Annotated in this window: 13 protein-coding genes; 3 read left to right on the plus strand and 10 right to left on the minus strand. The window is 57.1% G+C overall.

The window, feature by feature from the left end:
• The first annotated feature begins 21 nt into the window (after window positions 1-21).
• A complete protein-coding gene (mnmC, locus tag C7434_RS09465) occupies window positions 22-2,034 on the plus strand; it encodes a bifunctional tRNA (5-methylaminomethyl-2-thiouridine)(34)-methyltransferase MnmD/FAD-dependent 5-carboxymethylaminomethyl-2-thiouridine(34) oxidoreductase MnmC (RefSeq protein WP_033740699.1) in 2,013 nt (670 codons plus the stop codon).
• 28 nt (window positions 2,035-2,062) lie between these two features.
• On the opposite strand, the gene C7434_RS09470 is transcribed toward mnmC, so the two are convergent.
• From C7434_RS09470 to prmB, 6 genes are read right to left on the minus strand one after another with little or no spacing between them, the layout of a single operon-like run.
• On the minus strand, window positions 2,063-2,347 hold the full coding sequence (locus C7434_RS09470) for a YfcL family protein (RefSeq protein WP_006120077.1): 285 nt from the start codon (window positions 2,345-2,347) through the stop codon (window positions 2,063-2,065).
• A 32-nt stretch (window positions 2,348-2,379) separates the two neighbouring features.
• Entirely contained in the window at window positions 2,380-2,922 is a 543-nt protein-coding gene (locus C7434_RS09475; protein ID WP_033740701.1) for an elongation factor P hydroxylase, read from the minus strand.
• Window positions 2,923-2,941: 19 nt separating this feature from the next.
• Window positions 2,942-3,745: a sulfite exporter TauE/SafE family protein gene (locus C7434_RS09480; RefSeq protein WP_006120080.1), complete on the minus strand. Its 804-nt coding sequence runs from the start codon at window positions 3,743-3,745 to the stop codon at window positions 2,942-2,944.
• Window positions 3,746-3,753: 8 nt separating this feature from the next.
• Window positions 3,754-4,572, minus strand: a complete 819-nt coding sequence (gene mepA, locus C7434_RS09485) for a penicillin-insensitive murein endopeptidase (RefSeq protein WP_172912996.1) — start codon at window positions 4,570-4,572, stop codon at window positions 3,754-3,756.
• Between the two features lie 4 nt (window positions 4,573-4,576).
• Window positions 4,577-5,662 carry a chorismate synthase gene (gene aroC, locus C7434_RS09490; RefSeq protein ID WP_033740703.1) on the minus strand — a complete coding sequence of 362 codons (1,086 nt, stop codon included), beginning with the start codon at window positions 5,660-5,662 and terminating at the stop codon, window positions 4,577-4,579.
• Between the two features lie 46 nt (window positions 5,663-5,708).
• Window positions 5,709-6,641 carry a 50S ribosomal protein L3 N(5)-glutamine methyltransferase gene (gene prmB / locus C7434_RS09495; RefSeq protein ID WP_006120083.1) on the minus strand — a complete coding sequence of 311 codons (933 nt, stop codon included), beginning with the start codon at window positions 6,639-6,641 and terminating at the stop codon, window positions 5,709-5,711.
• 160 nt (window positions 6,642-6,801) lie between these two features.
• Here prmB and smrB point away from each other — a divergent pair, with 160 nt between their 5' ends.
• Together smrB and C7434_RS09505 are read left to right on the plus strand one after the other, a co-directional pair.
• The gene (gene smrB, locus C7434_RS09500; protein ID WP_039339724.1) at window positions 6,802-7,350 is read left to right on the plus strand and encodes an endonuclease SmrB; all 549 of its coding nucleotides are present in this window, start codon (window positions 6,802-6,804) and stop codon (window positions 7,348-7,350) included.
• Window positions 7,351-7,624: 274 nt separating this feature from the next.
• The gene (locus C7434_RS09505) at window positions 7,625-9,445 is read left to right on the plus strand and encodes a methyl-accepting chemotaxis protein (protein WP_033740706.1); all 1,821 of its coding nucleotides are present in this window, start codon (window positions 7,625-7,627) and stop codon (window positions 9,443-9,445) included.
• A 71-nt stretch (window positions 9,446-9,516) separates the two neighbouring features.
• On the opposite strand, the gene sixA is transcribed toward C7434_RS09505, so the two are convergent.
• The 4 genes from sixA to C7434_RS09525 all read right to left on the minus strand — a co-directional run bounded on the left by sixA (window position 9,517) and on the right by C7434_RS09525 (window position 14,090).
• Window positions 9,517-9,999 (minus strand): phosphohistidine phosphatase SixA, encoded by a 483-nt coding sequence (gene sixA, locus C7434_RS09510; protein WP_006120087.1) that lies wholly within the window; start codon window positions 9,997-9,999, stop codon window positions 9,517-9,519.
• Window positions 10,000-10,200: 201 nt separating this feature from the next.
• Complete coding sequence (gene fadJ / locus C7434_RS09515; protein WP_033740708.1) at window positions 10,201-12,321, minus strand: fatty acid oxidation complex subunit alpha FadJ; 2,121 nt, start codon at window positions 12,319-12,321, stop codon at window positions 10,201-10,203.
• On the minus strand, window positions 12,321-13,631 hold the full coding sequence (fadI, locus tag C7434_RS09520) for an acetyl-CoA C-acyltransferase FadI (protein ID WP_133745388.1): 1,311 nt from the start codon (window positions 13,629-13,631) through the stop codon (window positions 12,321-12,323). Before fadI ends, fadJ begins: the two co-directional genes overlap by 1 nt.
• Before the next feature lie 162 nt (window positions 13,632-13,793).
• The gene (locus tag C7434_RS09525; RefSeq protein ID WP_006120091.1) at window positions 13,794-14,090 is read right to left on the minus strand and encodes a YfcZ/YiiS family protein; all 297 of its coding nucleotides are present in this window, start codon (window positions 14,088-14,090) and stop codon (window positions 13,794-13,796) included.
• Between the last annotated feature and the right edge of the window lie 109 nt (window positions 14,091-14,199).

Genomic DNA, 14,199 nt, shown 5'->3' on the forward strand with positions numbered 1-14,199 from the left:
CCTGAAAAATGAGCCTTTACTGTGAAACTGTCTCCGGTTGAACATGCCCAACTGAGCTGGAATGAACAGGGTACACCTGTTTCCCGAGCCTTCGGCGACGTCTACTTTTCCAACGACAATGGTCTGGAAGAGACGCGCTACGTGTTTCTGGGTGGCAATGATTTCCCCCAACGATTTCACCACCACCCACGCGACCTGCTGATTGTGGCCGAGAGCGGCTTCGGCACCGGCCTTAACTTTCTTACGCTCTGGCAGGCGTTTGACCAGTTCCAGCGTCATCATCCCGATGCGGCGCTGAAGCGACTGCATTTCATCAGCTTTGAAAAATTTCCGTTGACCCAGGCCGATCTGATGGCGGCCCATCAGCACTGGCCTGAACTTGCGCCCTGGGCCGACCAACTCCAGCGTCAGTGGCCATTGGCCCTGCCCGGCTGCCAGCGGCTGTTATTCGATGCCGGCCGCATCACGCTGGATCTGTGGTTAGGCGATATTAATGCGCTAATTAATGATTTTGATGACAGTCTGCATCGTCAGGTCGACGCGTGGTTTTTAGATGGCTTTGCGCCGTCGAAAAATCCCGATATGTGGACGCCGGAACTGTTTCAGTCGATGGCGGCGCTGGCCCGGCCAGGGGGCACATTTGCCACCTTTACGGCCGCCGGTTTCGTACGTCGTGGCTTGCAGGAAGCGGGCTTTGCGGTCACGCGCCGTAAAGGATTTGGTCCAAAACGGGAAATGCTGTGCGGCTCGCTTGAACAGGCACCAGCACAGTACCCGCGCCAACCCTGGTATGCCCGGCCTGCGCCGTCTGAAAAAGAGGTTGCTCTGGTGGGCGGCGGTATCGCCAGTGCGACGCTGGCCCTGGCTTTACTGCGCCGCGGCTGGCGCGTTACGCTGTATTGCGCCGACGAAGCCCCCGCGCTGGGCGCATCCAGCAATCGTCAGGGCGCACTGTACCCTTTGCTTAATCAGCACGATCCGGCGCTTGCCACCTTTTTCCCCGCCGCCTTCACGTTTGCCCGTCGCCTGTATGACGCGCTGGATCTGCCGTTCGAACACGACTGGAGCGGCGTCCTGCAGATCGGCTGGGACGATAAAAGTGCCAGCAAGATTGAACAGATGCTGGCGATGGGATTACCTGAAGAGATTGCCCATGGCGTGACGCAACAGGAAGCCGAGGCGCTGGCGAAGGTTGCGCTGCACTGCGGCGGCATCTATTACCCGATGGGCGGCTGGTTAGCCCCGGCCGAACTGACCTCTTCCCTGCTGTCCAGGGGCGAGCAACTGGGATTGCGTGTACACTGGCTGCATCGCGTCACCGCGCTCAGTCAGAATGCGCAGGGCTGGACGTTAACCTTTAGCGAACAGCCCGATGTGCATCACGCTGCCGTGGTGCTGGCGAACGGCCATCACCTCACCGACCTGCCCCAGACCGACGCGCTGCCCGTGTATCCGGTGGCCGGTCAGGTCAGCCATGTTCCCGTATCGCCTGCGCTGTCGGCGCTCAGGACGGTGCTCTGCTACGATGGCTATCTCACGCCCGCCAGTCCCCAGTTTGCGACGCACTGTATCGGGGCCAGCTATCACCGGGGCGAGACCTCCACCGCCTTTCGTGAAGCGGATCAGCAGGAGAATCACCGCCGCCTGCAGCATTGCCTGCCGCACAGCGACTGGGTTAATGCGGTGGATGTCAGTCAGAACGCAGCGCGCAGCGGCGTACGTTGTGCCACGCGGGATCACTTACCGATGGTGGGCTGTGCGCCGGATTACGCAGCGACGCTTGCGCTTTATGCCGATCTGGCGCAGCAGAATGCCCGCGGAGCGGCGATCCCAGCGGCGCCGTACTTTCCCGGCCTTTATCTGTTCGGCGCACTTGGCTCGCGCGGGCTGTGCAGTGCACCGCTGGCGGCAGAAGTCCTGGCGGCACAGCTGAGCGGCGAACCTCAGCCGCTGGATGCCAGCACGCTGGCGGCGCTGAATCCTAATCGTTACTGGGTCAGAAAGCTGCTGAAGGGCAAAAAAGCGGGGAAATAGCACCAGGGCGGCATGCCGCCCTGCTCACTCAGGCAGTCTGCTGACGCGCCTGTAAAAACAGATTATCCCACATGCCAATGACCAGCGCCTGATCCCGTGGCGATAACTCTCCGGCGGCAATGGCATTTTGCAGGCTGCGGGTGACCTGAATCTGCAGCGCCTGCGGCGTGTGGTCATCCAGTTGCTCCACTTCCGCGACTGCAAGGGTTAAATGGCCACGCAGATAACCGCTGGCAAACAGCTCATCGTCACTGGCGTGCTCAACCATATCGTCAATCAGGGCCAGAATACGCGCTTCAAATTCTGCGATCATCTCAATTCCTCTGTTAAATAATCCCTTCTGCATTACACATCTTCCGGCCATGGAAACTGTGATGCGGTCAGAGAAGGCCTGCCATAAAATTCAGCCAGGGCTGAAATAAAGCGTGCGGGTCGGGCAGGAATGCCCGACGCCAGGTAGCTCATGACCTGGGCATGAACTTTACGCTGAAAAGCAATGCGATCGGGCTCACAATCACCATCGAGATTGTCACAACTGACATTGAAGGGAAAGCCTGCGGCAACGCAAAACATCCACTCCAGGGCCTGCGGCTTCACCTCAACCGATTCAAACTGGCTTTGCGTTTGCGCATCCCGCCCGTCCGGGCAATACCAGTAGCCAAAATCGACTAACTTGCGCCGGGCTTCACCGGCAATGCACCAGTGCGAAATTTCATGCAGCGCACTCGCGTAAAAACCATGGGCGAACACCACCCGGTTCCATGGTGATTCGCTGTCTGCAGGAAGATAAATCGGTTCATCATCGCCTTTAATTAGACGGGTCTGAAAGTCTTCGCTAAAGCAGCGGTCAAACAGCGTAATGAGCTGCTGGTAGTCATGTGTTGTCATTCAATATTCACGTAAAGTATTACAGATTCAGCGCCGCCAGCCAGGCCAGAACCTCACTGCCGTGGCTGTCCCAGAGCAATTTCATGCTCATGACCGCCGAAACGATCACCACCATCGGACGAATCAGCTTTTGCCCACGCGCCAGAACCAGCCTTGCGCCCAGTCGTGCGCCACAGACCGCGCCCAGCATCATGATCAGGCCGGTGCCCCACACCACTTTCCCGCCAAAGATAAAGAACAGCAGGCTGCCAAAATTTGAGGTGAAGTTAAGCAGTTTGGCATGCGCAGTCGCTTTCGCCAGGTTAAAGCCACACAGCGTCACAAAGCCCAGCGCATAAAACGAGCCAGCTCCCGGGCCAAAAAAACCATCATAAAAACCGATACAGCCACCGCCGATAAGGGCAAAAGGCAGCCCCCTGAGACGATGCACCCGGTCTTCCTCGCCAATGCGCGGCATTAACAAAAACCACATACCGATGGCGATCAGCAGCAGCGGCAGGATTTGCCGCAGGAAATCGGCCTGAAGATGCTGAATCAGCACCGCGCCGCCCACCGCGCCCAGAAAGGTCATGGCGATATTCAGCCGTTGCTCACGCAACGTAATGGCTCCCCGCCGTACAAAATACAGGCTGGCAGAGAAAGAGCCGCCGACCGACTGGAGTTTGTTGGTCGCCAGCGCCTGCGCCGGCGACAGCCCGGCCGCCAGAAGAGAAGGAAGCGTGAGCAGGCCACCGCCGCCCGCAATCGAATCAATAAATCCAGCCAGTAGCGCAATAAAAAACAGCAGGACAACCGCCAGCGGGCTGGCAATGAACCACTCCATGGGAACCCTTACAGTAAATGTTTATCCAGCAGCGCCTGACAGGCAGGCGGCAGCGGCGGGGGTTCACGCTTCACAGGCGCAGAACCCGGCTGCTTTGGCAGGAACCAGCTCTGCAACTCTGCCCCGCAGCCATCCCCGGGAGGCGGGGGAGCCTGCTCCTCACAATCCGGGCTGCCCTGTGGACAGCGCAAACGGACGTGCATATGGGCGCGGTGCGCGAACCAGGGCCGTACTTTATGTAACCAGCTTCGATCTGTACCCGCATCCGCGCAAAGCTGCTTTTTAATCGCCGGATTGACGAAGATGCGCGTGACATCTTCATCTTTCGCCGCCAGTTTAATCAGACTGGCGATTTCAGGCTGCCAGTGACGCGCAACGACGTTCCTGCCATCAGCGGCCACCAGATCCAGCGGCTGAGGTTTCAGTAACTGCTGTGCACTCCAGCGGGTTTTCGGCAGTTGTAGCCAGATATCCACGTCGAGTCCGGTCTGGTGGCTGGCATGGCCGCTGCTGAAGCGTCCGCCGGCAGCCATGCCCATATCGCCAATCAGCACGTTGCCCAGTTGCAGATTGTGCGCCTGCATGGCCAGGCGCTGGATAAACAGAATCAGGTCGGGATGACCGAAATAGCGGCGCTGATCCTGACGCATGACCTGATAATCCGGTGAGTTAAGCGGCAGAGCCTGCGCGCCGACAATACAGCCGTTGGCAAAGCCGCCAATCGCATTCGGTGCACCCGCGACAGGGTGCTGAATACGCTGCCACGGCGTCGCCGCCAGGCTTGCCGCGCTGAGTAACAGCGCGCTGAGCATCAGCATCACTTTCATCAGGTTACCAACGTGGCACGGTGGAGTTGACATCGCCACACTGCGCACGCTGGCGCAGCAGATGGTCCATCAGCACAATTGCCATCATGGCTTCGGCAATCGGCACCGCACGAATGCCCACGCAGGGATCGTGACGGCCTTTCGTGATCATCTCCACTTCTTCCCCGTCGCGGGTGATGGTTTTGCCTGGCACGGTAATGCTGGAGGTCGGCTTCATCGCCAGATTGGCGCTGATAGTCTGACCGCTACTGATACCGCCGAGAATGCCGCCTGCGTGGTTACTCTGAAAACCGTTAGCCCGAATTTCATCGCGATGCTGACTGCCGCGCTGATTCACCACGGCAAAGCCGTCGCCAATTTCAACGCCCTTCACGGCGTTAATGCTCATCAGCGCATGCGCGAGATCCGCATCCAGGCGATCAAAGACCGGTTCGCCCAGGCCCGGCGGGACATTTTCCGCCATGACCGTGACTTTGGCACCGACAGAATCGCCCTCTTTTTTCAGCGCGCGCATCAGTTCATCCAGCGCCTCAAGCTTATCGGCGTCCGGGCAGAAGAACGGATTCTCTTCAACGATGGTCCAGTCTTTAAGTTCACAGGCCACGTCGCCGATCTGCGCCAGATAGCCCCGCACCACGATCCCGTGCTGCATGTGCAGGTATTTTTTGGCGATGGCGCCCGCCGCCACGCGCATCGCCGTCTCACGTGCCGATGAACGGCCACCGCCGCGATAGTCGCGCGTACCGTATTTTTGTTCGTAGGTGTAATCCGCATGGCCGGGTCGGAACAGATCTTTAATGGCGCCGTAATCCTGCGAACGTTGATCGGTGTTTTCAATCAGCAAGCCAATCGAGGTCCCTGTGGTGACACCTTCAAACACACCTGACAGAATTTTGACCTGATCCGGTTCACGGCGCTGCGTCGTATAACGCGAAGTGCCCGGACGGCGGCGGTCCAGATCGTGCTGGATATCGGCTTCGGTCAACGGAATGCCGGGCGGCACGCCATCAACAATACATCCCAGAGCAATGCCGTGAGATTCGCCAAAGGTGGTGACGCGAAAGAACTGTCCGATGCTGTTTCCGGCCATTGAGATTCCTTGTTACGGTTTGACGGGCGAACGCTCGCCCCTCTTTTTAGTCTTTATAGAATGAGAAATGGTGCTGTGCATCAACGATTTGCTGACGGGTGAGCATAAAGACACCGTCACCACCGTTGTTAAACTCCAGCCAGGTGAAAGGCACATCGGGATACTGCTCCATCATGTGCACCATACTGTTGCCGACTTCGCAAATCAGCACGCCGTTTTCGCTCAGGTAACCCGGCGCACAGGCCAGAATACGGCGGACCAGCTTCAGGCCATCGCTTCCGGCCGCCAGACCCAGCTCAGGCTCATGGTGATATTCGCCCGGCAGATCGTCCATATCTTCGGCATCCACATAGGGCGGATTGGTCACGATCAGATCGTATTGCACAGGCGGCAATTCGCGGAACAGATCGGCGCGAATCGGCGTGACATGGTGGATCAAACCATGCTCTTCGATATTTTGTTCCGCCACTGCCAGCGCATCGTGGGAGATATCCACCGCGTCAACTTCGGCGTCCGGGAAGGCGTAAGCACAGGCGATGGCAATACAGCCGCTTCCGGTGCACATGTCCAGAATATGACGCGGCTTTTCAGGAATTAAGCCGGCAAAACGGTTTTCAATCAGCTCCCCAATCGGCGAACGGGGAACCAGAACGCGTTCATCGACATAGAATTCATGGCCGCAGAACCAGGCTTTATTAGTCAGATAGGCAACCGGGATGCGTTCGTTAACGCGACGAATGACGCGTTCGACAATGCGATGACGTTCACTGGCGGTCAGGCGGGCATTGCGCATGTCTTCCGGAATATCAAGCGGTAACCAAAGCGTGGGCAGAACAAGCTGGACGGCTTCGTCCCAGGGATTATCTGTGCCGTGTCCGTACCAGATGCCAGCCGCGGTAAAGCGGCTGACCGACCAGCGCAGCATATCCTGAATGGTGTGCAGTTCGTTCACTGCCTCATCGACGAAAATTTTGTCCACATAGCCCTCCGCAGGCCTTTAACTAAATCGGCCGATAGTTTGCCACGAAGCCGAGCAGAATTCAGCGCAGCAAGGTGAAAAAGCTGACAATTAATGACAGTAAACGGTAAGGTAATGGCTTCTGCTGTTAATCAGCCACCTCAGACATGATTCACGACCCATGCGTAAAAAACCGACCCTGAGCCAGGATGATCAAGCGCTGTTCCGTCAGTTAATGACCGGCACGCGAGAACTGAAACAAGATACTATCGTGCATAAGCCGGTGGTCAAAACCCGCGACGTGCCGGTTAAACGCCTGCTGTCTGAGCAAGCGGACAACAGCCATTATTTTTCCGATGAGTTCCAGCCGCTGCTGTCCACAGAAGGGGCGACGCGCTATGTCCGTGCGGACGTGAGCCATTTCGAGCTGAAAAAGCTGCGTCGGGGCGATTACACGCCAGAAATTTTTCTCGATCTGCATGGACTCACACAGATGCAGGCCAAACAGGAACTGGGCGCGTTGATTGCCGCCTGCCGTCGCGAACACCTTTTTTGTGCCAGCGTGATGACCGGACATGGTAAACATATTTTAAAGCAACAAACGCCGCTGTGGCTGGCCCAGCATCCCTGGGTAATGGCATTTCATCAGGCACCCAAAATGTTTGGTGGCGACGCCGCGCTGCTGGTCCTGATTGAAGTCGAAGAGTGGCAACCGCCAGAGCTGCCTTGATATTCCTGCCCTGAGACGTCTTTTCCACCCCGCCGTTTCGCCCCGTTTCTTCCCCCCTTTGCCGGGGGAAACCGGTTTAACCGACGCCCGCTTTCTTTCACTTTTGCGCCTGTTTTTGGTCCTCTGTTCTGCCCGTTTTTGTTCAGACTGACGCAGACTATTTGCTTATGTAATTATTTATACTGAATACAATTTACTCGCTGCCGATAACGTCTAAGCATTTAGGCACATTACGTTTGAATATTTCGGCACATTGACCAAGGGAACTTTTTGAATGAGCGGGTTAAGTCATTTTTTTGAGAATTTGAAAGTGGGCAAAAAGCTGATGCTCGGTTTTGGACTGATTTTACTTTTGAGTCTGGCCGTAGCGATATGCGGGATTAAAAATCTGAACGACATCAGCGTCCGGGCCGAAAAGCTCAGGGAGCTGAAAAGCGTTAATGACCGGTTTTCACAGGCCAAAGATGCCCGACTGCAGTTCGTGAAAACGCATGATGAAAAATTCATCGACGTTAACGAAAATCTGCTGAAAGAGGTGGATCAGAATCTGAAAAACCTGGGCGTTTTTCACTGGGATGACAGTCAGCAGGCGATGATTACGGCGATGCCGTCCGCTATTGCCACTTACCGGCAGAAACGCGCCGATACGGTACAGGCTGTCCGTAACGGGGCACAGGCGCTTCAGAACCTGTCCGTGGCGGATGAGATGCGGGATATCAGCCAACTGGCCGCAAGCAACAGCAGTGACCCGCAGACGAGCGCGGCGTTACAGGAAATCAATAAACACCTGGGCGGCGTGGCGGTACGTGTCAAACTCTTTGGCCTTGAGCACAAAGAAGAGGATCGCAACGCCCTGAGCAACTTCCTGTCGGAAACCGTGCAGCTGATGGCTCAGGTCAAACCGCGCCTTAACGCCGCAGACAGTGCTGCGCTTGAAAAAGTCAGCGCACAGCTTGAGACCAAACAGGGCGATATCAATGCGCTGATGGTGTCGGTGGCGGCAGGTGACGCAGCCACTGTGCAACTGGCGGCTGCGGGCAAAATCCTGACCGACATGAGCAACGCCTTGTTTACCCAACAGTTAGATGCGACCAATCACGACGCGAATCAGGCCGTCTGGCTGATGACGGTGATTATCATCGCCGCTATCGTAGCAGGCATTCTTATCGCCCTGTTTATTACCCGCCAGTTGACGCGTCCTCTCGCTGAACTGCTGCACGTCGCTAATCAGATGGCGCGTGGCAACCTCAGCACCGTGCTGAAATCGTCCCGTCGGGATGAGCTGGGCGAACTGATGCATGCAGTCGGTGAAATGAGCGATGAGCTGCGTCGCATTATCAGCGGTATCCGCAGTGGCGTGACCAGCGTCAGTCAGGCTTCAGCGGAGATTGCCTCCGGCAATAATGATCTGTCAGCCCGCACAGAAAGCCAGGCCGCCGCCCTTGCGCAGACCGCAGCCAGCATGGAGCAACTGACCGCAACGGTTAAGCAGAACGCAGACAACATTCATCATTCCAGTCGACTGGCGCAGCAAACCTTCGACACCGCCAGCCGCGGTGGGCAGCTGGTTACGGATGTGGTCAGCACCATGAATGAGATCACCACCAGCTCTGGCAAAATCTCAGAAATCACCTCCGTGATAAACAGTATCGCGTTTCAGACTAATATCCTGGCACTCAATGCCGCCGTAGAAGCGGCACGGGCCGGAGAACAAGGTCGGGGCTTTGCCGTGGTAGCCAGCGAAGTGCGTAATCTGGCACAACGCAGTGCGCAGGCGGCGAAGGAGATTGAAGCGCTGATTCATGATTCTGTGGCGCGTATTAATGCCGGTTCGCAACTGGTGAGTCAGACGGGGAACACCATGGGGGAGATCGTCAACTCGGTCAGTAACGTGACGGATCTGTTGAACGAAATTTCTCATGCGTCGGAAGAGCAGAATCGCGGCATTGCGCAGGTAGGCGTCGCGATTGTTGAGATGGATAACGTGACGCAGCAGAACGCCGCGCTGGTGGAGCAGTCGTCCGCTGCCGCCAGTGCGCTGCACGATCAGGCGCAAACGCTGGCAGGATCGGTGTCGCGTTTTGTGATTGCGTAACGTGTGGAAAGAAAACGGGTGAAGTGAGTCAAACGTTTTCAGTGTCGGGCCAGAGGATGGCCCGACAGCGTTTACATCGCTTTTGCCAGTTTTTTAGGACTGACCTGCCAGAGCAGCTTGCCCTGGCTTTCCGCCGGGTCAAAATCCACGCAGGCAATGGCCGAAGTAGCGAACATCGGTGGCGTTTCCTGAGGGCACAGCTCCGACACCAGATAACCGACCAGCGGCAGGTGAGAGATCACCAGCACCGATTTCACCCCTTCGTTTGCCAGCGTCTGCAAATAGCAGCCCACCAGCCCCGGATCGCCGCCAGGCGTTAACTCCGGCAGGATATCCGCCCCGTCTGGTAAGGGCAGCGCCTCACGAACTGTCGCGAGCGTTTGTTGCGCACGCAGATAAGGGCTGACCAGGACACGTTCAATGTCAACAGCCTGATCTTTTAACCAGTTCGCCATCTGGCGTGATTCATCACATCCACAAAGCGTTAAGGGCCGGACTGAATCACTGGCAGCGTCGAGCGCCGCATCGCCGTGACGCATGATAAAAACTTGCATAAAGCACCGCTGTTGTTTGTCGACATCGCCTGACACCTTCGCGTCAGGCGCTTCATTCTGCGAATGAACGTCGTGTTTTACCCTAATGGCTTCAGTATAGTCAACCGGTTGTTTATTAAATAAGCACCTGCCCGATTACGGCGTCGCATCATGATGGTGCGACACACGACTAACCCCCTGAATCAGGATGGATATTCATATTTATGAAGAAGTGTAAAACTTTGTCTGCTGTTGCGCTGCCCGCTGCAATCTTTCACAGGGTGCAAAGCGGTCACCATATTGCTGCTCAAGCCGCGTTAATCTGTTGACGATTTCCCCAGCACCAAGGCGATCAATATAGTGAAATGGCCCGCCCAGAAACGGGGGAAAGCCAATACCAAACACCGCACCAATATCACCGTCACGGGGCGAGCGGATAACCTGCTCATCCAGACAGCGCACCGCCTCATTTAACATCATCATCACGCAGCGCTCTGCGATGTGTGCCCCACTCTGCACGCTTGCGGGTTTAATCTGCAATACGTCGTACACGGTGGGATCCGGCTTTTTACGTTGCAAACGTGACGATTCATACAGATAGAACCCTTTATGATTTTTTCGCCCTTTGCGTCCGTCGTTGATCACAGCCGCCAGAGCAGGCGGTGCCGCAAACCGTTCACCGTAAGCCTGCTGCAACCCGGGCGAGATTTTACTGCCGACATCAATGCCCACCTCATCCAGCAGTTGAACCGGCCCAACCGGAAAGCCAAACGTCACCAGTGCGCGGTCAATATGTTCAACAGGTTCGCCCTCCAGCAGACAGCGCATCGCTTCGTTGATGTAGGGCGTCAGAATACGGTTGACGTAAAAGCCCGGTCTGTCAGCGACCACAATCGGCGTTTTGCCCTGTTTACGTGCCAGCGTGACGGTGCTGGCGAGCGTTTCAGGCGAGGTCGCCGCATGCGGGATAACTTCAACCAGCGGCATTTTCTCCACCGGACTGAAGTAGTGCAGGCCAATAATATTCTCAGGACGCGCGGCCTTCGCCGCAATGTCGGCAATCGGGAGGGAAGAGGTATTGGACGCAAAAATCGTCTGGGGCTGACAGTGCGTTTCCACCTCTGCCACCATTTGCTGTTTCAGCGCCAGATCTTCAAACACCGCCTCGATGACGATGTCACGTTGGGTAAACCCCTGATAGTCGGTACCGCCGCTGATGCGCGCCATCTGCTGCTGGCGCTGCGCCGGGGTGAGCTGACGACGCTGCACTTTTTTACTCAGCAGCGCCCAACTGGTCTGCAGCGCATGATTAATGCCGTTCAGGCTGATGTCTTTGATGCGCACGGGCAAACCGGCATGAATGGCGCTGACGCAGGCAATGCCGCCGCCCATCAACCCGCCGCCCAGCACACCAACACGTTCGACTGGCCGGGGCTGCGCCTCAGTTCCGTTCTCTTTTTTCAGCGCGGTGGAGGCAAAAAACAGGCTGCGTAGCGCCGCCGATTCCGGCGTCATGGCCAGCTCGCCAAAGGCGCGCGCCTCGGCGGCATAACCTGCCTGACTGCTTTGCTCAAGCCCAATGCGCACCACATCGATGATACGTTGCGCGGCCGGATAGTTCCCCTGGGTTTTGCGTTCCGTTTCCCGCCTGACCAGCGCAAACAAGGCCTGGCGGGCGATCGGCCCCTGCAGCAGACGGTCGCGCAGCGGAAGCGGTGCGCGGCGGCGTTTGCCTTTTTTAACGCTTTCGATAGCGGTATCCAGCAGGATCGCCTGCGGCACCGCGTCATCGACAATCCCCAGTTTTTTCGCCTGCTTCGCGCGCAGGCTTTTCCCCGTCAGGATGAGAGGTAAAGCCTTTTGCACACCAATCAGATGCGGCAGACGCTGCGTGCCACCCGAACCGGGCAGTAATCCCAGTTGCACTTCCGGCAGTCCCAGACGGGTTTTATCATCCAGCGTACAGATGCGTGAATGACAGGCCAGCGCCAGCTCAAGACCGCCGCCTAAGCAGGCCCCGTGAATGGCGGCCACCACGGGAAACGGCAAGGCGGCAATCGCGGCCATTACCTCCTGCCCTTGCCTTGCCAGAGCTTCGGCTTCATCCGCACGCTGACAGCGATCAATCATGGTGATATCGGCACCTGCTACAAAGTTGTCAGGCTTGCCGGAAATCAGTACCAGCCCGAGCAGCTGCGGATGCTGGCGTGCCTCGCTAATCAGGCTGGCAATCTGGACCGCAAATTCCGCCTTCAGCGTATTCATTTTTTCATTGGGCACATCAATGGTGATCACGCCAACATGATCGTCCCGCATCTGCAAAGTAAACGCGCGCTGTTCCATTATTCGGCCTCCAGAACCATGGCTGCACCTAATCCTCCGGCGGCACAGGCCGTGACCAGTCCCAGCCCGCCTCCGCGCCGACGCAATTCATTTAAGGTCTGCGTGATCATGCGCGCGCCGGTCGCCGCAAAAGGATGACCATAGGCGATGGAGCCGCCCAGGACGTTAAAACGTGCATCGTCGATTTCACCCAGCGCGTGCGAGCGGTTTAATACCTCGCGGGCAAAACGTTCGTCACGAAACAGCTTGATATTACTCAAGGTCTGCGCCGCGAACGCTTCATGCATATCAATAAGCGTCAGATCAGCCAGCGTGATGCCAGCACGATCAAGCGCCAGCGGCGAGGCGTAAGCGGGCCCGAGCAGCATGTCCTGCCAGACATCAATGGCGGTAAAGGCGTAGCTGCGCAGATAGCCCAGCGGCTGTAATCCCAGCGCTTTGGACTGGCCTTCACGCATCAATATCACCGCCGCCGCCCCGTCCGTTAACGGCGTGCTGTTGGCTGCCGTTACCGTGCCGTGCTGGCGATCAAACGCCGGACGTAAACGGGCATAGTCAGCCGCTTTCGCATCCATTCGCACGTTATTATCCTGGTCTATGGGGGCCTTAAAGGGCGGGACGAAGGCGGCCATGACTTCCTGATTCAGCACGCCCGACTGCCAGGCCTGCGCTGCGCGCAGATGCGAACGCAGAGCCAGCGCATCCTGTTCTTCCCGGCTGATGCCGTGCGTTTTCGCCATCTGTTCTGCGGTATCGCCCATGCGTAATCCTGTGGAGTATTCGGCCACGGCAGGCGGCACCGGTAACAGATCGCCGGGACGCAGGCGGCGCAGAATCTGAAACTTTTGGGAAAGGCTTTTTGCTTTGTTCATATCCACCAGCGCACGAGCCAGCGTTTTACTGACGCCAATCGGCAGGACGGAAGAGGAATCCGCGCCGCCCGCAATACCGACCGAAATCGTGCCTGCCAGCAGGCTTTCCGTGACGTTAGCCACCGCCTGGAAGCTGGTCGCACAGGCTCGGCTGACGCTGTACGCATCGGTACTGACGCTGAGACCACTGCTCAGCACAATTTCCCGCGCGATGTTGGGCGCCTCTGGCATCTGCACCACCTGACCAAACACCAGTTGCTCAATCATCCCGACCGGTAACTCACTCCGGGCCACCATTTCACTGACCACCATCCGGCCCAACTCTACGGCGGGAATGCCATGAAATCCTGTCGCCTGACGGAGAAAAGGCGTACGTAATCCATGAGTGATAGCGATGCGCTCGCCCGTACGCGTCAACAGTGACTGCGCTTTGCTCATTGTATCCACCTGTGCATCGTGACCGGGGCATCATTGCCAAAAGAGGTCTGACCTGATCCACAGTGTTAACCACAAGCGGCTACGCCGCCAACATCAGGAAGAGAAAAGTGAGATGAGAAACACGAAAATGACAAACGCCGCCGGGCAGCGGCGTTAAGCGGTTCAGCGTAAACCTAACTGAAAAATCAGGGTTTCTGCCTGACAGCTAAAAGTAAAAGCAACATCAAGCCGCACGCCGCCCGTCTCTTCTGTGAATCGCGCATCTATGACACAGGGATCGGACTCGACCTGACGCGCCCTTTCGCTCAGTTCAGCCAGTTTGCTGTCGGCTTCCGCGCGCTGGCCAAACCACGCTGACCAACTGGCGGTACAATCGGTGTTGTCCATTACGGTACCGACATCCACACAACAGCATGCCGCCGTTTCGGTCGCGCGACATTTTTTCAGAGCATCCGTCATGGTAATCTCCTGGTTTCACAACTAAAGGGAAAAGCCTTCGCTGCGAAAAATTCTACGCTGTGGATTTCTCCCCCGCTATGCACGCGACGCTAAGTGACGAATATCACAA

This window comes from Pantoea sp. PNA 14-12 (assembly GCF_004364735.1).
Lineage (GTDB): Bacteria > Pseudomonadota > Gammaproteobacteria > Enterobacterales > Enterobacteriaceae > Pantoea > Pantoea stewartii.